This window comes from Diaminobutyricibacter sp. McL0608, assembly GCF_039613825.1.
In the GTDB taxonomy this organism is placed as follows: domain Bacteria; phylum Actinomycetota; class Actinomycetes; order Actinomycetales; family Microbacteriaceae; genus Diaminobutyricibacter.
On sequence record NZ_CP154826.1, the window covers coordinates 3,277,477 to 3,300,180 of the forward strand.

The following is a 22,704-nucleotide window of genomic DNA, read 5'->3' on the forward strand; positions in this document are numbered from 1 at the left end:
TCCCAAACCTATTTCGATAGCGGATTCGCCGATCGGAAGACGATGGTGATCCTGCGCGGATTCGATGTACCGACGACCATCGAGCTCTGCCACCAGGCATGGGACGCCGGAATCCGGCTGGTTGAGATCCCGTTGCAGAACGAGGAGAGCGAACGCGCGCTTCGTGCGGCATGCGCAGAGGCCGCCTCGAACGGTCTCGACGTCGGTGCGGGGACGATCGTCTCGACTGAACTCGCCGACCGCGCCGCGGCCGCGGGTGCCGCCTTCACGGTCGCTCCCGGGACGGACCGAGACGTGTTGGCTTCGAGCGTCGGGCTCGGGCTGCCGCACCTTCCGGGCGTCGGCACGGCAAGTGAAGTGCAGGCGCTCGATGCAATCGGCATCCGCTGGGTCAAGGCCTTTCCTGCCGACGCCCTGGGCCCCGCATGGGTGAAGGGGATTCTGGGACCGTTCCCGAGCGCTCGGATCGTCGCCACCGGCGGCATCGACGGCGACAACGCCGACGCATTCCTGACCGCGGGCGCGGCGGCCGTGTCGCTAGGCTCCTCGTTCGCAAAGCTCGACAGGGAGCGACTGCGTACGATCGGCAGATGATCGGCTGATGACATCGGAGATCGGTGAGAGCTGCAACCCGAACGGACGGGTCGCAGCTCTCACTACTTCTACCTCAGCTCCCGCAGTGGAACATCGCATTCGCCCAGTCGCCGTGGTCGTTTCCGTTTCCGTCGCCACCATCGTTCGTCTGAAGTTGCACCGTGTGCGCACCGGTCAGCGGCACAGTGATCGTCTGTGGCGCCGTGGCTGGGGTGAAAGCGCCGCTCGAGAAGACGGTGGCGCCGTCTGCGACAACCGCGAAGGCGACCGAGCCTCGTGCCGGCTCCTCGTGGTCGAGCCCGATCGTGGCGGTCAGCGAAGTGCATTTGCCGCCCAGGTCGTAGGTTATGACCGCTGGCGTTCCCGCAAATGGCGCGGCACCGAGGCCTTTGGGGTAGACCGTGCCGCCGAGCGTGATGGCGTTACCGTCGCCGGCGAGGTCCTCTCCGAGGCTGTGATCGCGTTCGACCGAGCCCCATCCGTTCGTTGTCGACGTCCATTGCAGATCGCTGGCGTAGACGTCTGCCGTGGGTGGCGGGGACGTGAACTTCTTGGTCGTCATTGCGAACAGGTGCAGATTCGGCGCATCAGGCAGTGTGACCGCCTTTACCGTCTTCCCGTCGTCGAGCGGGACGGTGTTGTAGAAGACGTCGTAGTGCGTGCCTTGGTGGGTGTGGCCGGCGGGGCTGTTGTTGCCGTCGCTGTCGATCACGACCTGGGAACCGAAATGGCTGAGGTTGTCGCCCGTCCAGCTCGGCAGGCCGACGACCGCACTGGACGATGAGCCGTCCGTATAGGTGACGATGATAGTTCCTTGTACTGCGGTGGTGGCCGACCCGAGAACGGCCAGCGCCCCACTTCCGTTGATGCTGATGGTCTGGCCCTCCGCACTGACATTGTCCGGCTCACCGGACGGCACGTCTGGCCAGGAGAAGGCGGTGCCGTCGTGGGTGATCGTTGCGCCCGGGGTTGCCCCGGCGGCCGCAAGGGACTGCGCTGAGAAGCTGTCCCCACCGCTGCCGTCGAACGCGCCGGACGCGGTTTTCGCATCATCCGTGATGCCGACGTTGTTATACGCGTCGGCCAGGGACCCGTACGCTACCTGCGCATTGGTCGACATGGCGACGCCGATCGCCTTCCCGTTCCAGCTGTAATCGGCGCGGGCCGTCAACACATTGTCACCCGCACTCGCCTGGCTCGGTACAGCGACATCGTAGGTGGCAGTTGCCGTGCCACCGTCTGGAACGTTCGCCGCCTTGCCGCTCGAGGTTGGGTTGGTGGCCCAACCGTCAGGTGCGGCCAGAGAAAGATGGACACTCGTTTCCGGTTCCGTACTCGTGTTGGTGAAGGTGACGGTCACCGTGCTGGTCGTGCCCCCGGGAAGCTGGTTCGGCGTTACCGTCAGAGTTGACAGTGCCTTGCCTGCGTCCGTCGGAGCGGCAGGCCCGAGGTCGTCCACGACCAGGTTGTCGATCGTCGATGCGCCGTTGGTGTCGGAGTTCTGATTGAGCGCCAGGTAGGCGGGCTGCGATCCAGCGACGAAGGTTGTATCGATGGACGCGTGCGGTGCTGACGTCTGAGGAGGCAGACTATCCGTCCAACCGGCCGGTTTCGGCCCATCTTTCGGCGCGGACGTCAAGCCACGATCGGTTGTCTGGGCGAGAGGTACATCCACGATCGGCGCGTCTGCACCATCGGCATCGACCTGGAAGTCATAGAGGCCCGTGGCGTCGGACTGGTAGTCCAACCGGACTCGGTAGGCGTGCCCTGGCTGAAAGTTGATCGTTCCCGGCCAGGTTCGGTACTGCAGCCCGGCACCGTTGTTGATGCTCTCCAGCGAATACTTTCCACTGATCGTGTCGCGCGTGTAGCCCGGATTGGTCTCCGAAAGGATCAGACTGGGCTCGCTCGATTTGCCGATGATGAAGGGCCCGAAGCTTCCTCCGTCGGGGTGTTCGAAGTCTTCGGTGTAGAAATGCCCACCGATCTGGTGGTTCGCGCCGTCGTCCAACTGCACGCGAACGTCAGTGAACTGCACGACGTTCGAACCGGAACTGGCGGCGCCGATCAGGCGAAGGTTGGCCTCGGAGCTGCCGCTGCTCTTGGGTAGGGTGAACAAAACCTTGAGCTGCTGAAATTCTTGTCCAGCAAGTCGGTTGTCAAGGTCGTCTTGCACGGGCGGGGGCGCGTCGATTGACGCGCTGACGGCTTTTCCGCCGAAGCCACTGACGCTGATCGTGGCCGTCCGATGCCCTTGCACGTTGACATAGGCGGACGCGGCATAGGTGTGCCCCGGTTTCAGCCCGGTGAGTTTTTGGCTGACCTGCCCCTCGGCGGCTCCACTGATCTTGAGGTTTTGGAACCCGTTCGAGTCTGTGACGATCTGTACGCCCTTGGTGTTTCCCGCAGAGGACGCTGGCGTCCATGCCTGGAAAGAGCCGCTGAAGAACTCTCCATCCTTTGCGATCGTTCCCGCCCCGAAATCGACCGACTGGGCGGTGCTCCGCGTGATCACCGGGGAACCAGTGTTGCTTCCGTTCGCCGTGGGGTCGGTGATGTGCGGTGCGTCGATCGGGCGCTGTGGATACAGCACGTACGGCGTGTTCGCTGCGATCTGTACGCTGACCGTGCCGTTGTGTACCGGCAGAACTCCCGCCTTGACTTTCCCGGTGTCCGTTAGCCGGTACAGCGTGACCTCGTGCTGCCCCGACCAGCTCTTGGGCAGCGTCCAGGTGCGGGATTTGCCGCTGTCACTCCAGGCATAGATCTTCTGCTCGCCTTGCGCCGACCAGGGCAGGAAGATGTTGTTGCCGTCGCGTTCGAGCGTTCCGTCCTTCCAGATCTGGGGTGTGGGTCCGTTCATCGTGGCCTTGACGCCGCCGGTGAAATCGATCTCGTTCGCGGCCCACTTGGTGATCTGGAAGTTTTGCAGGTACTTGGTCGGGAGATTGTTTGTGAAGACTTGAGCGATCTCCTTGCTGACGGAATTGGCGCTGTGCCAACCCATGAAGCTTGCGTTGTTCTGCTCGCCGCCGAGCATCGGCTGACTGTTCTGGATCCAGGCATCAGCGTTCGAGTTATCGATGAAGCGGAGGATCTGGCTGTTGATGCCGACATCGTTGTATTCGTTGGAGTCGTGGTACCAGGTGGCGTCAGGCCACATGTAGGTGGGGAATTCGGTGTAGATCGGGATGCCGTGGGAGTTCACAGCGTTGGCTCCCTTCCAGGCGTTCCAATCCTCGCCGAAGAACGCATCTGAGTAGATGAAACCCAGGTCGGGGACCTGCTGCAGCAACGCGCCGATCCGTGCGGCGTAGTCCCCGTTGGCCTGATCGGCCGTCATGTCCATTGCGTACTGGGTGTCCCCGTAGATGTAAGCCGGAGTCGGGGCGGTCGGATCAGTGGTCTTGTCCCACCGGAAGGCATCCGAGCGCGGCGCCTCGGCGGTGTCGTTGATGTGCACTCCGACGATCGCGTTGTACTGCTTGGCGTGGCTGACGACGTACTGGATGTCGGAAAGGCCGCCGGCGGCTTCGTTGTAATGGCCGGCGAAGTCCGGGTGGGCCGAGTCGTGGCCTTGGTCCTGGTATCCCTTCAGTTCGATCGATTGCCCGAGACCGTCTGTGAGGAGGCTCACCTTCTTGATGTCGTCCAGGGTTTTGATGAACGGATTCTGGGCCTGGCTCTCGAAGTTCAACGCGATCTGCGAGACGACGTTGTTCTTCGTCGCAGCGGCGCCCGTCGGTAGCGGCTGAATCTCGCGATAGGCAATCGCCGCGTCCTGCCAGTCCAGAGTCCTGTCGCCGTTGCGGTCACCCGTCACGACAACTTTCACTTCAGGCAGGGCGACGACTTTGCCGTCCGGTCCACGGTACGTCCAGGTATTGCTCGCCGCGCTCGTCTGCTTCCCCGAGCTGGCCTGGGTCGTTTGGACCAGCAGGTTGCCGTAGGTCTGGATGGCGTTGGAAACAACGCCCGCGGCGATATCTTTCGTGTTGAAAAGGGCGACGCTCGACTGATGTGGCGCGGTCTCGACGCTGCGATCCGCGACGGATTTCAGGTTGTCAAGGTCGGGACCCGGTGCGTAGTTGGTCCGGTAGACGGTCGCATCCGAGACGGTTGCTCCGGTCTGATCGCTGTTCAGCGAGATCAGCTGCTGGCCAGGGATCCCGATCGTCGTGACCTTCGTCGCCCCTGTCTCATCCACCTTGGTGATCTTGAAATCGACGACATCGTCTCGCACGGACAAGCGCGCAGTCAGGGTGACTCCGATCGATTCGATAGCCACGACGTAGTCAACGTGATCCTTCGCTGGCGCGGAAGTAACGGATGGCGTGTACATCGTCCCGTTGATCTGAACTTGCGGCGCGGTTCCTTCGTGTCCGGAAAGCACCCCACCGGTCGGCAGCCAGGTGTACTCGAGAACATCGGGGAAGTCTGCTGCAAGCTGAACCGAAAGTCGGGGCGACGCGATGGTCAGGGTGGAATCGTCTGCCGCGTCAGCGCGAGACGGCGATTGCACGCCCACCACCGCGGAGGCGATGAGCCCGAGACTGAGGACAACGGCTGTACTGCGTGCGGGACGGAGCCAAATCATGATCAATGATCCTCACCATTTAATCGTATTGTCAGATTATATGGATTGTGGCGTTGTCTTCCGTGTCTGTCAACAGTCAATCCCTCGCCCAATTGCCCGGGTGGACTTGCCGCACGCCGGGAGACGCGTACCGTCGGCCTCATTCCGGACCCCATGCGGGCCGGGCCACCTCGATCGAGAACGGAGAGAACAATGGACGGCACGCACGAAGACGAACCGGTCGCCGACTTTGACCAGACGAACGGGCGGGCGCCCGGCCTCGACGGAGAGGACGGAGCGATCGCGGACAGCGACACCGAGAAGCACGGGGTGCTCGCCGACCTGATCCAGGACGTCGAGACCGGGTTCCAGGACCGCGACGACGACACGACAGACACGGACGCGGAGACCACCTATAGCGGGGAAGGCAAGCCCTGAGAATCAACCTCCGTGCGGCCAACCAATTCGCCGGTCCTCGTCCACCACGCGACGACGATCCCGGAGCTGGGAAGCATCGAGAATCTCGGTCAGGCCGATCTGGAGCTAGAGGCCAACCCGGACGGTCCATCGGCTACCCCATAATCGAACCGGCTAGGGTCACCTCGCATGCTCCTACTCCTGATCGCGGCTGATTTCGCCCCCTGCCCGCCGACCGGATGCGCGGCTAGCCTATGGGCATCACGCCAGGCGACCGGCCGGACCACATGATGCGGGCGGCAGTTACGGCTCCGCGGGCGTGCTCGGCTCGGGCGCGACGTGGTCTCGCGTCGCGCCCGAGCTTCTCATCTGTGATGTCAGCCCATAATCGACGAATCTTCACTTACCAAGTCCTTCAAGCCGGGCTACCGTTCGCTTCATGGCGGCACACATGTTCGAAGGCTTCCTCGAAGACAAGATCGACGTGGGGAGCGCAACCTTATTCGTGCGCCACTGCGACGGTGAGGCGCCCGTGGTGCTGCTCCACGGGCATCCCCGCACGTCGGCCACCTGGCACCGAGTTGCTCCGATGCTCAAGGACCACGGCTTCGCCGTCGTCTGCCCCGACCTCCGCGGCTACGGCCGCTCGAGCAAGCCGCCCACGACATCCGACCACGCGCCATACTCGAAGAGAGCGATGGCGAATGACATCGCGACGCTGATGACAACGCTCGGCCACAACACGTTCGGTGTGGCCGGACACGATCGCGGTAGCTATGTCGCGCTCCGGCTCGCCCTCGACCATCCCGAGCGCGTGTCTGCGTTGGCCGTGCTCGACGGCGTTCCGATCAGTGAAGCCCTCGCCCGGTGCGACGCGACCTTCGCGGAGGCCTGGTGGCACTGGTTCTTCTTCGCGCAGCCCGACAAGCCCGAACGCGCGATCAACGCTGACCCGGTGGCCTGGTACCGTCCCGATCGCGACCGGATGGGTGAGGAGAACTATGCAGAATGGCTGGCGGCGGTGAGCGACCCGCGCACCGTCACCGCGATGCTCGAGGACTATCGAGCGGGCCTCGGAATTGACCGGGATGTCGAAGAAGCGGACTTGGCGGCGGGTCGCACCATCGCATCACCCGTTCTGCTTCTCTGGTCCACGCGAGACGACCTGGAAAGTCTTTATGGCGACCCGCTCGCTGTCTGGCGCGGATGGGCGACCGACCTTCGTGGTCGCGGCATCGACTCAGGCCATCACATGGCAGAGGAGGCACCAGAACAGCTCGCGGCAAGTCTCACCGAGTTCTTCCGTTGATCCGCGAGCCGAGGCCGAACATCAGCGCTGAGTACCAACGCGAGGCGGATTGTCGAGACGATAGCAGGGCCTCGACCTGGTCCTCGTCAATCACCTGCATGCCGCCGGTCCGCGCCGAGACGGCTGATCGGAGGCTCCTGCCTGAGTCGCCCCGTGCAGAAGCCTCTTGAATCCGAATCAGTTCGTCGGAGATTTAGTGCTTGAAGGCGTCCTTGACTTTCTCGCCTGCCTGCTTGAGATCGGCTTTGGCCTGGTCGCCCTTGCATTCGGCTTCAAGGCTCTCGTCACCGGTCGCCTTGCCTGCCGCTTCCTTCGCCTTGCCGCCGGCGTTCTCCGCCGAGTTCTTGATCTTGTCGTCCAAACCGCCCATCGCAATCCCTAGCCGAACTAGCGAACGAGGAGTACGGTCCCCGGAAGATGGCCCGCTCTCGCTGCGGGCATAGAACCGAAGGGAAAGAAGAGCATGACACAGGTAATCGAAACGATCGATGTCGATGTGCCCATCGCCGTCGCGTACAACCAGTGGACCCAGTTCGAGTCCTTCCCGCATTTTTTGGACTTCGTCGAGTCGGTCGCGCAGCTCGATGACACTCACACGCACTGGAAGGTGAAGATCGCCGGGGCCGAGCGCGAATTCGACGCAGAGATCACGGAGCAGCACCCGGACGAGCGCGTTGCGTGGAACAGTATCGGCGGAGACGAGAACCATGCCGGTGTCGTCACGTTCCACAAACTGTCCGACTCCACGACCCGCGTGACGGTACAGCTCGACTGGGAGGCCGAAGGCTTCGCCGAAAAGGTTGGTGTCGTCTTCGGGGTGGACAACCACGCGATCAAGAAGGATCTCGAGAACTTCAAGCAGTTCATCGAGCAGCCGGCCAACCGGAGCGGCGCCTGGCGCGGGGATGTCGCGCGCTGAGCCGACCTGACGAGCCATGTCAACCTCTTAACTTAGGGGGACGGGAGGCGTTATGTGGAAGCTAAAGTCCGCTCCAGTGGGAGGTCGTCGTGTCATTTCCAGAACAGCAGCAGGAACCGCCGGGGCACACGGGCGAGATGTCGCCACGTCCCGATCACGGTGAGGAGAGTTACACCGGGTCGGGAAGGCTGGCCGGCAAAGTAGCACTCATCACTGGGGGTGACAGCGGCATCGGCAAGGCCGTAGCAATCGCCTACGCCCGCGAAGGTGCGAGCCTCGCCATCAGCTATCTCAGCGAAGACGAGGACGCCGAGGACACTGCGAAGTGGGCTCGAGAAGCCGGTGCATCGGTGATCCTCATTCGGGGCGATCTCGCCGACCCTGCGCACTGCCGCGCCGTCGTCGACCGTACCGTCCAGGAGTTCGGGCGGGTCGATGTGCTGGTCAGCAACGCTGCCTTCCAGATGACTCACGAGACGATCGAAGAGATCACCGACGACGAGTGGGACCACACGATCGCCACCAACGTCTCGGCCTTCTTCCATCTCGTCAAAGCCGCGCTGCCCCACATGAGGTCCGGGTCGTCGATCATCGGGTCTTCCTCGGTGAACTCCGATTCACCGTCTCCGACCTTGATGCCATATGCAGCGACCAAGGCGGCAATCGCCAATATGACGGCGTCTCTGGCGCAATTACTCGGGGAGCGGGGCATCCGCGCGAACAGTGTCGCGCCGGGCCCGATCTGGACACCCTTGATCCCGTCAACGATGCCCAACGAGAAGGTCACCCACTTCGGCGAGGACACCCCCCTCGGCCGAGCAGGTCAGCCGGCCGAGCTTGCCCCCGTCTACGTGCTGCTGGCATCAGACGAAGCCAGCTACATCTCCGGAGCCAGGGTCGCCGTCACGGGTGGCCGCCCCATCCTGTAGTCACACCCTCCGTGGGTCCGTCAACCATTCCGGCGTGTCCTCGGGATGCCAACTTCGGAACGACAGGAAGGGGCGGCGTACGGCGAGACGCCGGGCATCACGCATCCGGAGCTGATCATCCAGTTGCTTCGTCATCGGAGCTCTTCCCCGCAGGGTCCAGGGAATGGAAGCGACAGACATGCGAGGCCGCGGACGTAGTCCGGAGGTCGCGGCGAGCGACAAGCTGCGGCACGCGTTCGAGGAAATCGCGCAGCATGGATACGCGGTCCGCGCCTGACCCCGTGGAATTGAGATGAGCGACACGATGCGACGCGCTCCCCACTTCTCAACCGGTGGGGAGCGCGAGTCACACCTTGAACAGCTGGACCTGGCGGACGACCCGGTCGAGCAGCAGACGTTGGAACAGGATTCCGGACTTCTCATAGACGGAAACGTGGACAGGATCTCGGACCCGCCACGGACGCGCTGAACCGTCGTCGAGAGTCACATCGCCTGTGCGGTCGATCGCGCAGTCTCCAAGTCGGCGACGAAAGCGTCGAACGCGGCATCCCACCCCGACTCCCCTCGCAACCGGAGAAGTGCGGACGGATGAATGGTGATCAGAACCGCCCACGGGACTGCCCCCCGCTGGTCCGGCGCGATCACTCTTCCGCGCTCGGCTCCGATCCGTACCGGGCGGCCCAGCACCGAGCGCGCAGCCGTCGCGCCTAGACAGACCACCAGGCGGGGGCGCACAGCTTGAAGTTCAGCGTCAAGCCACGGATGGCAGGCGACGATGTGGGCGACGGCCGGTTTGTCATGGATGCGCCTCTTGCCTCGCTGGTCGAGATGGTGCCGAAAATGCTTCACGGCATTGGTGACGTACAGTTCGCTGCGATCGATTCCTGTCACCTCAAGTGCGTCGTCGAGAACCCGGGCCGCCGGCCCGACGAAGGGTTCGCCTTCCCGGTCCTCCACATCCCCTGGCTGCTCACCGACGAGCATCAGGCGAGCGGATGCGGACCCGCGTGAGAAGACGACCTGCGTGGCATCCTTCCACAGTTCGCAGCCCCGGCATCCGGCCGCCGCCGCCCGCAAAGCGTCGAGATCGTGGGCGACAGGCATGAACCCCTCCGCCCCGGCGGATGTCATGCCGCGAACTCTACGCCGCTGGCAACCCAGGTCAAGCTGTTCGGTCGCGGCCCGATTGTCTGGCTCGACTGAGGGGGGTACCGTGAACGCCGGTCGAACGCATCTCAGTGAGGAGGATGTTCGATGCGCGCTCTGAAGGCCAACGGAGGGGGCAGGAATCGTGCGATCGTATTCGGTCCGGTCCTGTGCGTGGCGATCCTGCTGACCGGATGCTCGTCTGACGGCGCCGTTCGCAGCTCGCTTTCCCAATCCGCCTCCGTCGCCGCGTCGGCCTCGCGCGCGGCGGGCCTCGTTCTCGGCCTGAACGAGAACGACCAGATCCTCGGCACCGTAGCTGACACCGGACTCTCTGATTCTGCCGACCGGCTGGCCTCGGAGGCCAAGTCAGTCGCGGTCGTGACTGCTGTCGGGGGCATTGCGACCGAGCGCGACCGCATACTCGCCGACATTCGGGCAGCGCAGGACACACTCATTTCGGCTCGGGATGCCGCATCCGCTGGTAAGGACGGTGGCGACGCCCTCGACAAGCAACGGGCCCGCCTTGACGAGCTAGCTCAAGAACTCGACGCGCTCGCAAAGAAGTTGGAACACCAGTGAAGGGCCTATTCGCCGTCGCCCTCGGCGTCCTGACCGCGATCGGTGGATTCGTTGACATCGGTGACCTGGTCACCAGCAGCGTTGTCGGCTCGCGCTTCGGGCTGACACTGACCTGGGCGGTAGTCATCGGCGTCATCGGAATCTGCCTGTTCGCCCAAATGTCAGGGCGTGTGGCAGCCGTGAGCGGTCGCGCCACCTTCGAGATCATCCGCGAACGCCTCGGCGCCCGCGCCGCATTGGCCAACCTGGCGGCCTCATTCCTCATCAACTTGCTGACACTGACGGCGGAGGTCGGTGGCATCGCCCTCTCACTGCAACTGGCCTCCAGCATCGACCCCGCCCTGTGGTTCCCCGTCGCCGCGATCGCGGTCTGGATCGTCGTCTGGCGGGTGAAATTCTCCTTGATGGAGAACATCACCGGGCTTCTGGGGCTCGCCCTCGTCATCTTCGCCATTGCCCTCTTTCTGCTGCATCCCGACTGGGCCTCTCTCGGGTCGCAAGTGCTGCTGCAGCCGTCGCCGCACACCGACGAGTCGGCTCCCACCTACTGGTATTACGCGATCGCCTTGTTTGGGGCGGCGATGACACCGTACGAGGTGTTCTTCTTCTCGTCGGGCGCGATCGAGGAGAAGTGGACGGCCAAGGATCTCTCCCAGTCGCGTCTCAACGTACTGGTCGGCTTCCCCCTTGGCGGGCTGCTCTCCCTCTCGATCGCTGCATGCGCTGCCGTCGTGCTGCTACCGAAAGGAATCGCTGTCGACTCGCTGTTCGAGACCGCCCTACCGATCGCGCAGGCCGCCGGAAAGATCGGCCTGATCGTCGCCATCCTCGGGTTCGTCGCCGCGACCTTCGGTGCAGCGCTCGAGGTGACACTCTCCAGCGGCTACACCCTGGCGCAGTTCTTCGGCTGGCCGTGGGGCAAGTTCCGACCGCCGGCGAGGGCATCCCGCTTCCACGTTGTAATGATCCTCTCGCTGGTCGCCGCACTCGGCATCCTCTTCACCGGCGTCGACCCGGTGCAGGTGACCGAATTCTCAGTCGTCTTCTCGGCAATCGCGTTACCACTGACCTATCTACCGATCCTGATCATCGCCAACGACCCCAAATACATGGGCGAGAACGTCAACGGTCGCGTCACGAACTTCTTCGGCTTGATCTTCCTGGCCATCATCCTGATCGCCTCCATCGCTGCCATCCCCCTCATGATCATCACCGGAGCAGGACAATGAAGAACCTCCCACGCCCGCCGGCCGTCGCGGGGCGCATCCTCGACGCCCAACTCGACCTGCTCGATCGTCAGATCATGGACCGCGACGGCGTGCCCGTCAGCACAGTAGACGACCTAGAACTGACCACCCCGAACGACCTCGGCCACCTTGACCCCGAGCGGCCGCCGGTGATCGAGGCGCTGCTAACCGGTCCGATCCTCGCCACCCGTATCTTCGGAGGCCGGCTGCCTGATTCTCGATTCATCCGCATTCCGTGGCGGGTGGTCTCCGACCCCGGCATCGTCATCACGGTCGGCGTGACGGCCGACTCGCTCGACGCGAGCTGGCTGGAACGCTGGATGCGCCACCACGTGATCGCACACATCCCGGGGGGCCGCCATGATCCTGAGTGACGTGATGGGCGCACCGGTCATCGCGGCCACCGGCAAGCGACTCGGCGTGGTCGTCGATGCCCGGCTCGCCCTCGACGGGCCGCCCGACGGTGTCCTCGCCGCCGCCCGGCTGCACGGCCTCGTTGTCGGAAGGCACGCCCACGGCTCGTTCATGGGGTACGAGCGCACAAACGTGAACTCCCCCGCCCTCATCGCGCGGTTCCTCCGCTGGCGGGCCCGCGGCTCCTTTCTGGTGCTCTGGCCCGACATCGCGTCACTCGCCGACGACGTCGTCCAATTGCGGCCCGACGCTACGCAGTATTCGCCCAAATTCGACGACTCACAGATCTGAGATCCCCGGATAAGGTGACGGACCCCCGTTGACGCCGTGAACACACGGTGATTCTTTGTCTCGGTCGCCATAATCAATGCGACCCGAACCACAGGAGCCCCGCATGAGCGACACATCGAACAAAGACCCAGCCGAATTCAATCGCGGCAAGAAGGCCGATGCTGGTGGGCTTCCTGATGGCTCGTCCTCAAACGAATCCGAGGACACCGACCGGGACACGGCGTCGGGAGGGCCGGCCGACTAGTTGTGCCGGCGGCTTCGTCCGCAGCCGCCCTACTCGGTTCCCGCCGCCCCCAAAGCGTCCGACGCCTTGGATTCAACGTACGAGAGAGCATCGCTGGCCGACGCTTCCGTCTCGCTGACGGCCCGCTTGACCGAAGGCCGATTGCGAATCGAGTCGATCCGCGGGTCAACTACGTCCGTCACGGCGACATGCTTGGTTGACTGCCAGGTAAGTGCTCTCATGGGGCGGTTATACGCCCTCGTCCTACCGCCGGTAGCCCTTCCCCGCGGTTTCGGACCGGCAACGCTCAAAAGCCAGGGGAGACCGTCAAATGAGGACCGCTGGTCAGAGCATGTCGTAGTCATCCTCAGTTGCGCGTCGAACACAACACCCCCAAGGCCCCGATCGATCATCCCGCTAGAGAGTCAGTCCTTCCACGCGGAACCCGCTGCGTGGAAGGGTCGGGAAACGTCGAAGGCTGATCCTCAGATCTTGTTGTTCGGGGACCCCATATTCCATGCTCTGGGTAAGGTACCGAACGGCTTCGTTGACCAGGTCCACAGTGACGGGCTCACCCGGGCACCGATGGCCTGTGCCGTAGTGGCCGCCTCCCTGCGGTATTAGTGCATTCATGTCGATCACGCCGCCTTCCACGAATCGCTCGGGCCGAAAGTGTTGGGAATCTCCCCAGAGCGCGGGGTCATGGGTCGTTGCGTAAAGGTCCAGCATCACCCAATCACCGGTGTGAAAGGAATGACCGCGCCACTCGTGGGAACCGGTCGCGCGGCCGGCGATCACCGGAAAGAACGGATAGAAGCGGCGCACTTCCTGCGTGAACGGCCGCAGCATCCGCTCCTCTCCCGACGTGAAAGCGTCGCGCCACCGCGGATGCGTGTGCAGTGCCAGCGCAGCAAAAACCATGAACCGTCCCACGGCCACGACCGGACGTAGAAGGTTCAGCAGCTCTACCGCCGCATCCTGCTCGCTCAATGTCGACGGCAAGCCGTCGTCACCCTCGAGATACCCCGCCATTGCAGCAAGAGGGCTACCCGGTCGTGCCGTCGCGGGATCGGTGCGCGCAGCCCGGACGGTGCGCTGTAGCAGCCGCTCGACCCCGTTGCGCTGGACGCGAGCAGCCCAGTTGGCGGGCCCGAAGGTTCCGGCACGTTCGACCATCGTGGCCAACGCGCCGGTCTTCGTAAGCTCCTGCGAGACGGAATCAGGCAAACCCACCCAGCGGCAGGCGGTCGTTGTGAGGACACCCGTGAACAGTTCGAAAAGAGAAATCTCCTCGGCCGCGGTGAGGCCGCCGACTGCCCGCTCCAGCTCGGACGCGAACGCCTCCACCAGTCTGGTATTACCGTCGTCGTCGAGAATGCCGAGGAAGAGCGCCTTGCGCCGCGCGTGAGCAGCACCCTCTAGGGACTGGACGCTGCCCTCATCCTGCAGAAGGTGCGAAACGGAAACCGGCATGGAGCGGATCCTGTCGAACCGGCCATCCTCGTAGAAGAACCGCGCCGCGCCTGCCCCCTTCATCACCACTACACGCCTGCCGACCAATCGGGTGGCGAACGCGTCGTCGCCGGGACGGAACCGTCTCTGACCGAACAAGTAGCCGTCGCGCAGGAAGCCGAGAGTGCTGTCGGGACCGGTCGTGTGCTGCATAGTCTGTTGCAACCTAGACCGACGCGATCGTCGGCTCGGCGACGGCTTCCCGCCGGGCCGGGTCGATGGCCTTGCAGCTGACGCGGAGACCCGCGGCCGAGTTCGACTGGTCGGACATCGCTTCGAGCCACTCACGATCGATCACCACGGCATCGCCATTGTCGAACCGGAACGCCAACGGGATACTCGGATCGATCCACACGCTCAGACGGCCCTCGCCCAGACGGACGGGATCGATCCAGGAGAAGAAGAACCCTTCGCGCCGACGGAGTTTCAACCCCATCACGATCTGAAGGTGGGCGAGCGTTCGGTCGTCGAAGCCGAAGCAGAGCCCTGTTCCGTACGTAAGGGTGCCCATAAGGCATCTCCTGACTGTCGCTCAGGGTCCGGGAGCGGCTCAGCCTCCATCTATTCTAAATCGCCGGACGACAAACAGAACCTTCCCTTTTCCAGAGCGCCCGCCCCGTCATGCTACCTGCGGACGCAGCAGCACCTTCGTCCAACCTTCGTCGCGGTTGTCGAAGTGCTCGTACGCCTCTGGCGCGTCATCGAGGCTGACCTCATGCGAGACGATGCGGCTCGGGGTCGCCCTGCCGCGGATGATCAGGTCGCGCAGTTCACGGGTGTAACGCTTGACCGGGCGCTGCCCGCTCCCGATGCTCAGACCTTTCTCGAACGCCGCGCCATAGTTGAAGCCGATACGTCCTTCCTTCGCTCCGTCGTCGGCCGCCCCAGGATCTTCGGGCACATAGACGCCGACGACTCCGATGCGTCCGGTCGCACGCACGACGTTGACGAGTTCGTCGAGGACCAGCTCCGGATGCTCGTGACCGGCCGAGTCGTGCGCCTGGTAGCCGACCGCCTCCACACCGCAGTCGACCCCGAACCCATCCGTCGCATCCATGATCGCCTCACCGACCTCGATGTTGCGGAAGTCGATGGCCGTCGCACCGAACTCCTCGGCTAGCGACAGCCGGTCCTTCTCCTTGTCGACGACGAAAACCCGGGATGCGCCTCTCAGCAACGCACTGTGGGCGGCCATCAGACCAACCGGACCGGCGCCGAAGATCGCCACCGTCTCACCCGCCTTCAGCTGCGCGAGCTCCGTACCGTGGTAGCCGGTCGGGGAAGATGTCGGAGAGCATCGTGAAGTCGTTCTCCCGCTCATCGCCGGCCGGCAGCTCGAGCAGGTTGAAGTCCGCCCACGGCACCCGCAGGTATTCGGCCTGACCACCACGGTAGGGGCCCATGTGCGGGTAGCCGTAACCGGCTCCGGGGTTGCCCGACGGGTTGGCCCGCAGGCATGCCGAGGTAAACCCGGCATTGCAGTTACGGCAGGTGCCGCACGCTGGGTTGAACGGCACGGACACGCGGTCGCCGACCTTGATCCGTCCGACCGCTGAGCCGATCTCCTCGACGATTCCCATGTTCTCGTGCCCGAATACCATTCCCTCGTCCATGTCCGCGCGGCCCTCATACGGATGCAGGTCGGAGCCGCAGATGTTCGCGCCCAGCGAGGGGTGACAAGGGGTAGAACGCAGCCGATCCCGCGCGTACCGTTGGGGCGCCTCACCGCGAGAGCGGACAGGACGAATGAACACAAACAAAGGAACACAAACAGGAGGCGCATTATGAGCGATGCACGAGCAACCGACCCTGAGACGGTGAGCGGCGAACCTCTGGACACCGATCCCGTGAAGGACGAGAAGGCCGAGCGTGAGTCCGACGATGAACCAGGGGACATCCTGCCCGAGACGTCAGGCGATCCCGCGAACTGGGCCGAATCCGTCGAGGAGGATCGCGACCTTCCTTGACGCTGGTGACGAGCCACTGATCCTTACGAAGCAGACGAGCTGACCAGCGCATGACAGCCGCTACGCAGGGTCCAGCCAGGGCCGAATTCACGCGGCCGGAGATCATCGACGGACTCCGCGATCTCGTCCGCCGCCTTCGCAATGCCGGCCGGCCATCCCGCATCCAGATCGTGGGAGGTGCTGCGATCGCTCTCACTCTCAACGAGCATCGCTCGGCGACTGTCGACGTCGACGGCCCGGTCTCCCCACCGACGTCGTCCTGGCGGCGGCAGCCGCCATCGCGTCAGAGCGCAACTGGCGCAGCGATTGGCTGAACGACGCCGCCGCACAATTCCTTCCCACCGGCTACGGTCGCACAGCAGGCTGGGTGAAGATCTATGATGCCGAAGGCGTGACCATCGAGGTCGCGGACGCCGAAACCTTGCTCGCGATGAAGGTCTACGCTGCCCAGAAACGCGGCCGACGCGAGCTCGAAGATCTGGAAGTGCTCATCCCTGCCGTCGGCCTCATCACGGTCGACGAGGTCGATGCTCTGTACGAGTCGGTCTATCCCGGTGACGAACTGACCGATAGAACAGCGACGATCATCCAAGCGGTCCTCGATCAGCACGGACCGAAGACACCCGTACCTCCCGTCCAGAACTCAAGTAAGCGCAAGGCGAGCGCATCTGTGCACCTCCGATAAGTCAGGGAACAAAGCGTCACCTAGAGTGGCGGGATGAGCGACGAATCCGAGGCAGAAACACAGTGGACACCCTCAGCGAAAGAGGCGTACGCGGCGTCAGTCGACCAGCTGATCATCGCGCTGCGTGAGCACGCGCAACTCACGCTCGACCGGTCCGGGCGCCAAGTGGAGCATGCACCGTACTCTTCGTCGGTAGAGCGGCTCTTCCGCGCAGCGGCCTCCTTCAATGAGGCCGAATTCGACTGGTGCGGACGCTTCCCGCTGGGGCTTGATGCCGATGAGTCCGACGACGAGGACGAAGACGAAGACGAAACGGTCGACGGCGACGTCCTGACGGTGGTCGGGCGTTGGGATTACCGAGTTGTGGATGCCGATGGTCTCAAAGCCGCCGGGCGCGCTGCCTATACACGCGCGTGGCCGGAGGACACCGAGGAAGACGCCGACGTCGCGATCGCAGATCCTTCCGCAGCGGCGCAGGAGATCGCTCACGCGGGCGGCTGGAAAGCCCTTGACGACGCCCGCGGCCTTCAGCCGATTGCATCCACCGTCAGCGTGATCATCCATCAGAACGACAACACTGCCTGGATCGATGGCGACGAAGACCCCTTCGCCCTCACGCGCGAGGACTGAGATACCCGCGACGCCTCTGCCGCGTGTGGGCAAACCGTGGGCAAAATGGCCATTCTCGAGCAAGCAAAAACCCCCGCATCCCTTGTAAAAACAGGGATCGCGGGGGTTTCAATTGGCGGTACCGGTGGGATTTGAACCCACGGTGGGCTTTCACCCACACAACTTTTCGAGAGTTGCACCTTCGGCCGCTCGGACACGGTACCGCCGACTACTGTACGCGAACAGGGGCATATCGCGCCAATTCAGCGAACGCGCAGACCTGTGGACAACGATACCGACCTCGGACGGCAGAGGTACAGTTCTCGGGTGGCGACGAAAACTACCTGGGCGATGATCGGCGCGGGACTCTCGACCGCGACTGTCGCCGTCCTCGCCTGGCTCGGACTGCGCCGGGCGAATGAGCGGCTCGAACGCAACCGCGTACTCGTCAGCGAAACACTTCCTGTGCACTCGAAGTGGTGGCGCGACCATGCGAAAACGGAAGGCGAGCTGCTCTATGTGGCGCTCGGGGACAGCGCGGCGCAGGGCATCGGCGCCAGCCTCCCGCGCAACAGCTACGTCGGACTCATCGCTGACCATGTGCGCGAGGTGACCGGTCGGTCGGTGCGCGTCGTCAACCTGAGCGTGTCGGGAGCCACCGCCGCCACGGCGGCAGCGGAACAGCTCCCCCGCTTCCTCACCTACACCCCCGATCTCGTCACCGTCTCTATCGGCGCCAACGACATAGCGACATTCGACCCGGCAGCGTTCGAAGCCGACATCCGCAACGTGCTGGATGCGCTTCCCGGTGACGCGATCGTGGCGGATGTGCCGTGCTTCTACCTGCCTCACAACGAGCGCAAGGTGGCTGCGGCGAATCGCATCCTCCGCGAGGCCGCCGCCGAACGCCAACTGAGCGTCGTTCCCCTGCACGACACGATGAAGCGGCAAGGCGTGAAGGGCGTGCTCACCCAGTTCGCCAACGACCTGTTCCACCCGAATGATCACGGCTACCGGGTGTGGGCGTCGGCGTTCCTGCCGACTGTGACGAAGCGGATGCTCGAGAAGTTCCCCGAGGCCGCCGACGGACGGGTCGAGGCCACACGCGCTCCTAGCCCCTGAGCTTCGTGCCCGGCGCGAGGTGGGCCAGCACCCGATCCCACGCCGGAACGATCACCAGATGTCCCCGGTTCGGGACCATCTCGACGCGTGCGTCCGGAATGGTTCGCTGATACCACGTGGCGTGTGCGTTGCCGGCGATCGCATCCGCCTGCCCGTTCACGATCAGGGTCTTCGCGTTCACCGCCGCGACCTCGAAGCCCCACGGGCGGGCGGTGTAGCTCAGGATGTCCGCCGCGAGGCCGCGCGTTCCCTGCGCGAACGCATCCCTCACCATCCGCTCCAGGCGATCGCGGGCGCCCGGAAGATCGAGAACAGTAGCATCGGCCTCAGTCGCGCCCACCGCATCAAGGGGGATCGCCTGGTCGGTTCGTGCGCCGAGTATCGCGCCGAACTGGCCGTCGAGTTGATCGCCGAGCTTTTCGATCGCTGCATCAGGGCTGTGCTTTCCTAACTCATCCGACATCTCCTGTAGCGCCGGGGGGATCCAGGGAACCTGCTCGTTCGGCGCAGGCGTGGCGACGATCGCGACCCGGTCGACGAGCTCTGGATGCCGTGCCGCGATCGCGAGTGCGACGCGGCCGCCCGCAGACCAGCCCGCGATACCGACTGTCCTGGGACGGTCGACTCCGATCGCCGCCTCGTCGCGCTGGACGAGGCGAAGGTATTCGGCGACGTCGTCCGCGTAGCGCGTGATGCTCGGCCAGTGGCCGGCAGGGAGCGGATCGGATGCGCCGTAGCCGGGCCGGTCCAGCGCGACGACGTGTACATTGCGGGTGTTCGTGACGAGCGGATCGGGATCGAACACCGACGAGCCGGGCGCGGAATGACAGAAGACGATGAGTCGTTCGGCATCGGGGTCGCCGAGGCTCGTGACGCCGACCCTGCGACCCGAGGCGACCGTGAACGTGAGGTTGGCCATGCGGTTCATTGTCCGCCGAACCGGTGACAACGGAAGGGGTTCTCCACAGGGTGACCGGTTCACGGGCGACTGTGCACAGCATCGGCGTCGCGCGACCTCGATGACGGTGGTCCCGCCTACAGTTGTGAACGACCGAGGAGGCCCCGCGTGGCGAAAGCTCAACTCAACTACCGCTGCACCGAATGCGGGTGGACGACCGCGAAATGGGCCGGTCGTTGCGGTGAGTGCCAGGAGTGGGGCACGGTCGTCGAGGCCGCAGCGGAGACGGGCATCCTGCGCGCGCTGAAGCCCGTGCAGATCAGCGATGCTAAGGCAGCTCGCTCGATCATGGCCATCCCGACGAGCATCGTGAGCCACTGGCCGACGGGCATCGCGGAGTTCGATCGCGTCCTCGGCGGCGGCATAGTCCCTGGAGCCGCCGTGCTGCTGAGCGGCGAACCCGGCGTGGGCAAGTCGACCCTCCTCCTCGAAGTCGCCTCGAAGGCTGCAGTGCGCCAGTCGCGCGTGCTCTACGTAAGTGCAGAGGAGTCGGTCAACCAGGTGCGGCTTCGCGCCGAGCGCACGAACGCGCTCCATCAGAACCTCTTCCTGGCATCCGAGACCGACCTCGCGACCATCGTGAGCCAGATCGATGCGGTCGATCCGCAGCTCGTGATCGTCGACTCCGTGCAGACAGTCTCGAGCTCCAACGGAGAAGGTCTGGCCGGAGGCCCGAGCCAGGTTCGCGAGGTGGCCGCCACCCTCATCCGCGTCGCCAAAGACCGTAATCTCCCGGTACTGCTCGTCGGCCACGTGACCAAAGACGGCTCGATCGCGGGCCCCCGCCTGCTCGAGCACCTGGTGGATGTGGTGTGCCAGTTCGAGGGCGACCGCCAGACCAGCCTCCGCTTCGTGCGCGCGCTGAAGAACCGGTACGGGCCGACGGATGAGGTCGGCTGTTTCGAGATGACCGCCGACGGAATCGCTGAGGTGGCCGATCCGAGCGGGCTCTTCCTCAGCCGGGCGGCGACCCCCGTCTCGGGCACCTGCGTCACCGTCGCAATGGAAGGCCGCAGGCCACTGCCGGTCGAGATCCAGGCGCTCGTCGTGCGCACCACGGCCCCCAATCCGCGGCGGGTCACGAACGGAGTCGACTCCTCGCGCGTCGCGATGCTGCTCGCGATCCTGGAGCGTCGGGCGGGCATCCGGCTGAGCGATCAGGATGTCTACATCTCCACCGTCGGAGGGGTGCGGCTCACCGAGCCCGCCGCCGATCTCGCCATCGCGATCGCCGTCGCCTCGGCCGTCCACGACACCCCGGTCGCCCACACGATGGCGGCATTCGGCGAGATCAGCCTCGCGGGCGAAATCAGGCCGGTGTCCCACAGCAAGCAACGGAGTGCCGAAGCGAAGCGGCTCGGCTTCACACTTCGCCTCGACGACGAGACCCAGACGATCATGCAGGCATTGCGACGGGCCTTCCGCACCGGAGCGAGCCAGCGCGACCGCGAACTCGACGCCGCGTTCTGACCCGGCCGGTCACGTTCTTCCGCCTCGCCGCACTACTTACGCCCCGCCGCACTAGTCCTACAACGTGCGCTGGGACTTACCAAGTGCGCTGGGACACAAGCAACGATCACAAAGGGCTCGCAGAGCGACGAGCATCCACAAGGACGCCCGACCGGTGCTCGACGTCGCCTTCGGTCAGCGCCCGACCGTACGCGAGGCTCCGCTCCCCCATCGTGGTGACCGACGCATCCCAGCCGCACTCCGCGAACCACTCCACAAAGTCGACTCCAGCGAACGCGTGCCAGAGCGGCCGCGCGGGGTCGTGGCCGCGGGTACTGACCGTCGCGCCGAGCCGGCTTCCCGGTGCCGACGCCGACGCCAAGTCCTGCAGCAACCGTGTCCGCACCTCCGGCTCGAAGTAAACGAGGAAGCCCTCGAGCACCCATACGGTCGGCAACTCCTCCCGCAACCCGGCCTCGGCCAGCGCAACAAGCCAGCCCGGGTCGGTGACATCGCCCACGAGCATCCGCCGCGAGCCCTGCGCCTTCAGACCGGACGCCGCGACCATCCGCTCCTTGACGGCCACAACATCCGTCCGATCGACCTCGAAGAACACGACGTCCGGCCCGAGCGGCAGCCGAAACGCCCGCGCGTCGAGCCCGGCGCCGACAACGACGATCTGCCGGTCTCCGGCAGCGACGGCGTCGAGCAGCAGCTCGTCGAGGAACCGGGTCCGAACAGCGACCCAGTCACGCAACCCATCCCGGATGCGCGGAGGATCGATGTTGTCAGCCTGCCGTGCCTCGTTGACGTACCGTGCAAGGCCCTGCGCGAGGCGGTCATCGAACCAGGGCTGCGGTCGCTCCGACTCGAGCGCACGCGCGAGGGCGACGGCGACGGCAGTGCGCCCGACCGCGGTCAAGACAGAAGGCGACTCATCCACCGTCCCAGCCTAGGCTGACGGATTCGCACTCATTCGGTCCGAGCGCACTCGCACCCGCGCTCGTGCCTACGAAGTGCTCTCGCACCACCACATGCACTCGCTCCGGCCGGCCCGCACGCGCCGCCGCGCCTCACTGCAGGATGAACTGCTTGGTCGTCGCGGACGTTATGCCGTCGACCGACGTCGCCAGGTGGTAGGACGCGCCGCCCGCCGGCACAGGGTTCCGTTTCGCGCTGCAGGTCGCCGGGTCGGATCGCGTACGATCCCACGCGAGCGGAGTCTGCGACTTCACCGTCTTGCCCGGCTGCAGCAGCACCTCGGCGTCGATGGCGCCGGTCTGGCAGTCTGTCGACTTCCAGTAGACCTCGGTTCCGCTGGTGATCGTGAACACCTGCGCCTTGGTGCCAGCGTCGATCTTGCAGGCGTTCGGGCCGGTGTTCGTGATCGAGATCGACAGCTGCGGCATCTCTTCCGCCCCGTAGGCGGGCTTGTCGGTGATCGCCGCGACCGTGATGTTCGCCGCCTTGCACGCCGCACCGCTCGCCGTCGTGGGGTCGGTCGGGATGGTCGTGCTCTGCGGGTCCGCCGTGTGCCTCGCGGGCGTGGTCGCGGTGGTCGGGGGCGGTGTCACCTGCGCCCCGTTGGATGCACCCGGACGGACCACGATCAGGATGACGACGACGATGATGGCCAGCGCTGCCAGACCGACGACCAGTCGGCGGCGCCAGTACACCTTGCTCGGCTGTGGGCCGACAGGATGCTTGAACGTCGACATGGCATCAGGGTACGCGCGAAGGCGCGGAATTCCGCGG

27 protein-coding genes and 1 tRNA gene are annotated in these 22,704 nt (G+C 64.7%); 16 read left to right on the plus strand and 12 right to left on the minus strand.

Going from position 1 to position 22,704, the window contains the following annotated elements:
• Positions 1 to 42: 42 nt before the first annotated feature.
• Entirely contained in the window at positions 43 to 594 is a 552-nt protein-coding gene (locus tag AAYO93_RS15705) for a bifunctional 4-hydroxy-2-oxoglutarate aldolase/2-dehydro-3-deoxy-phosphogluconate aldolase (protein WP_345762101.1), read from the plus strand.
• A 73-nt stretch (positions 595 to 667) separates the two neighbouring features.
• Here AAYO93_RS15705 and AAYO93_RS15710 read toward each other — a convergent pair whose 3' ends face one another.
• Positions 668 to 5,191, minus strand: a complete 4,524-nt coding sequence (locus AAYO93_RS15710) for an endo-alpha-N-acetylgalactosaminidase family protein (protein ID WP_345762102.1) — start codon at positions 5,189 to 5,191, stop codon at positions 668 to 670.
• A gap of 192 nt (positions 5,192 to 5,383) precedes the next feature.
• Here AAYO93_RS15710 and AAYO93_RS15715 point away from each other — a divergent pair, with 192 nt between their 5' ends.
• Both AAYO93_RS15715 and AAYO93_RS15720 read left to right on the plus strand, forming a co-directional pair.
• Entirely contained in the window at positions 5,384 to 5,608 is a 225-nt protein-coding gene (locus AAYO93_RS15715; protein WP_345762103.1) for a hypothetical protein, read from the plus strand.
• Positions 5,609 to 6,026: 418 nt separating this feature from the next.
• On the plus strand, positions 6,027 to 6,896 hold the full coding sequence (locus AAYO93_RS15720; protein WP_345762104.1) for an alpha/beta fold hydrolase: 870 nt from the start codon (positions 6,027 to 6,029) through the stop codon (positions 6,894 to 6,896).
• Between the two features lie 193 nt (positions 6,897 to 7,089).
• On the opposite strand, the gene AAYO93_RS15725 is transcribed toward AAYO93_RS15720, so the two are convergent.
• The gene (locus tag AAYO93_RS15725; RefSeq protein ID WP_345762105.1) at positions 7,090 to 7,266 is read right to left on the minus strand and encodes a CsbD family protein; all 177 of its coding nucleotides are present in this window, start codon (positions 7,264 to 7,266) and stop codon (positions 7,090 to 7,092) included.
• A gap of 93 nt (positions 7,267 to 7,359) precedes the next feature.
• Here AAYO93_RS15725 and AAYO93_RS15730 point away from each other — a divergent pair, with 93 nt between their 5' ends.
• On the plus strand, positions 7,360 to 7,815 hold the full coding sequence (locus AAYO93_RS15730) for an SRPBCC family protein (RefSeq protein ID WP_345762106.1): 456 nt from the start codon (positions 7,360 to 7,362) through the stop codon (positions 7,813 to 7,815).
• Positions 7,816 to 7,904: 89 nt separating this feature from the next.
• On the plus strand, positions 7,905 to 8,744 hold the full coding sequence (locus AAYO93_RS15735) for an SDR family oxidoreductase (RefSeq protein ID WP_345762108.1): 840 nt from the start codon (positions 7,905 to 7,907) through the stop codon (positions 8,742 to 8,744).
• A 346-nt stretch (positions 8,745 to 9,090) separates the two neighbouring features.
• On the opposite strand, the gene AAYO93_RS15740 is transcribed toward AAYO93_RS15735, so the two are convergent.
• The gene (locus AAYO93_RS15740) at positions 9,091 to 9,231 is read right to left on the minus strand and encodes a hypothetical protein (protein ID WP_345762109.1); all 141 of its coding nucleotides are present in this window, start codon (positions 9,229 to 9,231) and stop codon (positions 9,091 to 9,093) included.
• Positions 9,228 to 9,875: a UdgX family uracil-DNA binding protein gene (locus AAYO93_RS15745; protein ID WP_345762110.1), complete on the minus strand. Its 648-nt coding sequence runs from the start codon at positions 9,873 to 9,875 to the stop codon at positions 9,228 to 9,230. The genes AAYO93_RS15740 and AAYO93_RS15745 overlap by 4 nt, the downstream gene beginning before the upstream one ends.
• A gap of 123 nt (positions 9,876 to 9,998) precedes the next feature.
• Between AAYO93_RS15745 and AAYO93_RS15750 the strand changes: the two genes are divergently transcribed.
• The 5 genes from AAYO93_RS15750 to AAYO93_RS15770 all read left to right on the plus strand — a co-directional run bounded on the left by AAYO93_RS15750 (position 9,999) and on the right by AAYO93_RS15770 (position 12,668).
• Complete coding sequence (locus AAYO93_RS15750; RefSeq protein WP_345762111.1) at positions 9,999 to 10,472, plus strand: hypothetical protein; 474 nt, start codon at positions 9,999 to 10,001, stop codon at positions 10,470 to 10,472.
• Positions 10,469 to 11,701: an NRAMP family divalent metal transporter gene (locus AAYO93_RS15755; protein WP_345762112.1), complete on the plus strand. Its 1,233-nt coding sequence runs from the start codon at positions 10,469 to 10,471 to the stop codon at positions 11,699 to 11,701. The genes AAYO93_RS15750 and AAYO93_RS15755 overlap by 4 nt, the downstream gene beginning before the upstream one ends.
• Complete coding sequence (locus AAYO93_RS15760) at positions 11,698 to 12,093, plus strand: hypothetical protein (protein WP_345762113.1); 396 nt, start codon at positions 11,698 to 11,700, stop codon at positions 12,091 to 12,093. The genes AAYO93_RS15755 and AAYO93_RS15760 overlap by 4 nt, the downstream gene beginning before the upstream one ends.
• The gene (locus AAYO93_RS15765) at positions 12,080 to 12,424 is read left to right on the plus strand and encodes a PRC-barrel domain containing protein (protein ID WP_345762114.1); all 345 of its coding nucleotides are present in this window, start codon (positions 12,080 to 12,082) and stop codon (positions 12,422 to 12,424) included. Before AAYO93_RS15760 ends, AAYO93_RS15765 begins: the two co-directional genes overlap by 14 nt.
• 103 nt (positions 12,425 to 12,527) lie before the next feature.
• Positions 12,528 to 12,668, plus strand: coding sequence for a hypothetical protein (locus tag AAYO93_RS15770; protein WP_345762115.1), 141 nt, complete (start codon positions 12,528 to 12,530; stop codon positions 12,666 to 12,668).
• Between the two features lie 396 nt (positions 12,669 to 13,064).
• Here AAYO93_RS15770 and AAYO93_RS15775 read toward each other — a convergent pair whose 3' ends face one another.
• From AAYO93_RS15775 to AAYO93_RS15790, 4 genes are all read right to left on the minus strand, one after another.
• Positions 13,065 to 14,312, minus strand: a complete 1,248-nt coding sequence (locus tag AAYO93_RS15775) for a cytochrome P450 (RefSeq protein ID WP_345762116.1) — start codon at positions 14,310 to 14,312, stop codon at positions 13,065 to 13,067.
• A gap of 13 nt (positions 14,313 to 14,325) precedes the next feature.
• On the minus strand, positions 14,326 to 14,670 hold the full coding sequence (locus tag AAYO93_RS15780; protein WP_345762117.1) for an ATP-dependent DNA ligase: 345 nt from the start codon (positions 14,668 to 14,670) through the stop codon (positions 14,326 to 14,328).
• 108 nt (positions 14,671 to 14,778) lie between these two features.
• On the minus strand, positions 14,779 to 15,387 hold the full coding sequence (locus AAYO93_RS15785; protein ID WP_345762118.1) for a zinc-binding dehydrogenase: 609 nt from the start codon (positions 15,385 to 15,387) through the stop codon (positions 14,779 to 14,781).
• 4 nt (positions 15,388 to 15,391) lie between these two features.
• Positions 15,392 to 15,772, minus strand: coding sequence for an alcohol dehydrogenase catalytic domain-containing protein (locus AAYO93_RS15790; protein WP_345762119.1), 381 nt, complete (start codon positions 15,770 to 15,772; stop codon positions 15,392 to 15,394).
• Positions 15,773 to 15,943: 171 nt separating this feature from the next.
• Between AAYO93_RS15790 and AAYO93_RS15795 the strand changes: the two genes are divergently transcribed.
• From AAYO93_RS15795 to AAYO93_RS15810, 4 genes are read left to right on the plus strand one after another with little or no spacing between them, the layout of a single operon-like run.
• Positions 15,944 to 16,126 (plus strand): hypothetical protein, encoded by a 183-nt coding sequence (locus AAYO93_RS15795; RefSeq protein ID WP_345762120.1) that lies wholly within the window; start codon positions 15,944 to 15,946, stop codon positions 16,124 to 16,126.
• Between the two features lie 50 nt (positions 16,127 to 16,176).
• A complete protein-coding gene (locus AAYO93_RS15800; protein ID WP_345762121.1) occupies positions 16,177 to 16,440 on the plus strand; it encodes a hypothetical protein in 264 nt (87 codons plus the stop codon).
• A 53-nt stretch (positions 16,441 to 16,493) separates the two neighbouring features.
• Positions 16,494 to 16,811: a hypothetical protein gene (locus AAYO93_RS15805; protein WP_345762122.1), complete on the plus strand. Its 318-nt coding sequence runs from the start codon at positions 16,494 to 16,496 to the stop codon at positions 16,809 to 16,811.
• Positions 16,812 to 16,844: 33 nt separating this feature from the next.
• Complete coding sequence (locus tag AAYO93_RS15810; protein WP_345762123.1) at positions 16,845 to 17,441, plus strand: hypothetical protein; 597 nt, start codon at positions 16,845 to 16,847, stop codon at positions 17,439 to 17,441.
• A gap of 113 nt (positions 17,442 to 17,554) precedes the next feature.
• Here the strand turns inward: AAYO93_RS15810 and AAYO93_RS15815 are convergent.
• A tRNA-Ser gene (locus AAYO93_RS15815) sits at positions 17,555 to 17,644 on the minus strand.
• 103 nt (positions 17,645 to 17,747) lie between these two features.
• On the opposite strand from AAYO93_RS15815, the gene AAYO93_RS15820 reads away from it, so the two are divergent.
• Positions 17,748 to 18,542 (plus strand): SGNH/GDSL hydrolase family protein, encoded by a 795-nt coding sequence (locus AAYO93_RS15820; RefSeq protein ID WP_345762124.1) that lies wholly within the window; start codon positions 17,748 to 17,750, stop codon positions 18,540 to 18,542.
• Here the strand turns inward: AAYO93_RS15820 and AAYO93_RS15825 are convergent.
• The gene (locus tag AAYO93_RS15825; RefSeq protein WP_345762125.1) at positions 18,532 to 19,461 is read right to left on the minus strand and encodes an alpha/beta fold hydrolase; all 930 of its coding nucleotides are present in this window, start codon (positions 19,459 to 19,461) and stop codon (positions 18,532 to 18,534) included. The two genes, AAYO93_RS15820 and AAYO93_RS15825, sit on opposite strands and share 11 nt — an antisense overlap.
• Before the next feature lie 147 nt (positions 19,462 to 19,608).
• Here AAYO93_RS15825 and radA point away from each other — a divergent pair, with 147 nt between their 5' ends.
• Entirely contained in the window at positions 19,609 to 20,970 is a 1,362-nt protein-coding gene (radA, locus tag AAYO93_RS15830) for a DNA repair protein RadA (protein ID WP_345762126.1), read from the plus strand.
• Between the two features lie 106 nt (positions 20,971 to 21,076).
• On the opposite strand, the gene AAYO93_RS15835 is transcribed toward radA, so the two are convergent.
• On the minus strand, positions 21,077 to 21,892 hold the full coding sequence (locus AAYO93_RS15835) for a class I SAM-dependent methyltransferase (protein WP_345762127.1): 816 nt from the start codon (positions 21,890 to 21,892) through the stop codon (positions 21,077 to 21,079).
• A 130-nt stretch (positions 21,893 to 22,022) separates the two neighbouring features.
• The gene (locus tag AAYO93_RS15840) at positions 22,023 to 22,667 is read right to left on the minus strand and encodes a hypothetical protein (protein WP_345762128.1); all 645 of its coding nucleotides are present in this window, start codon (positions 22,665 to 22,667) and stop codon (positions 22,023 to 22,025) included.
• Positions 22,668 to 22,704: the final 37 nt, after the last annotated feature.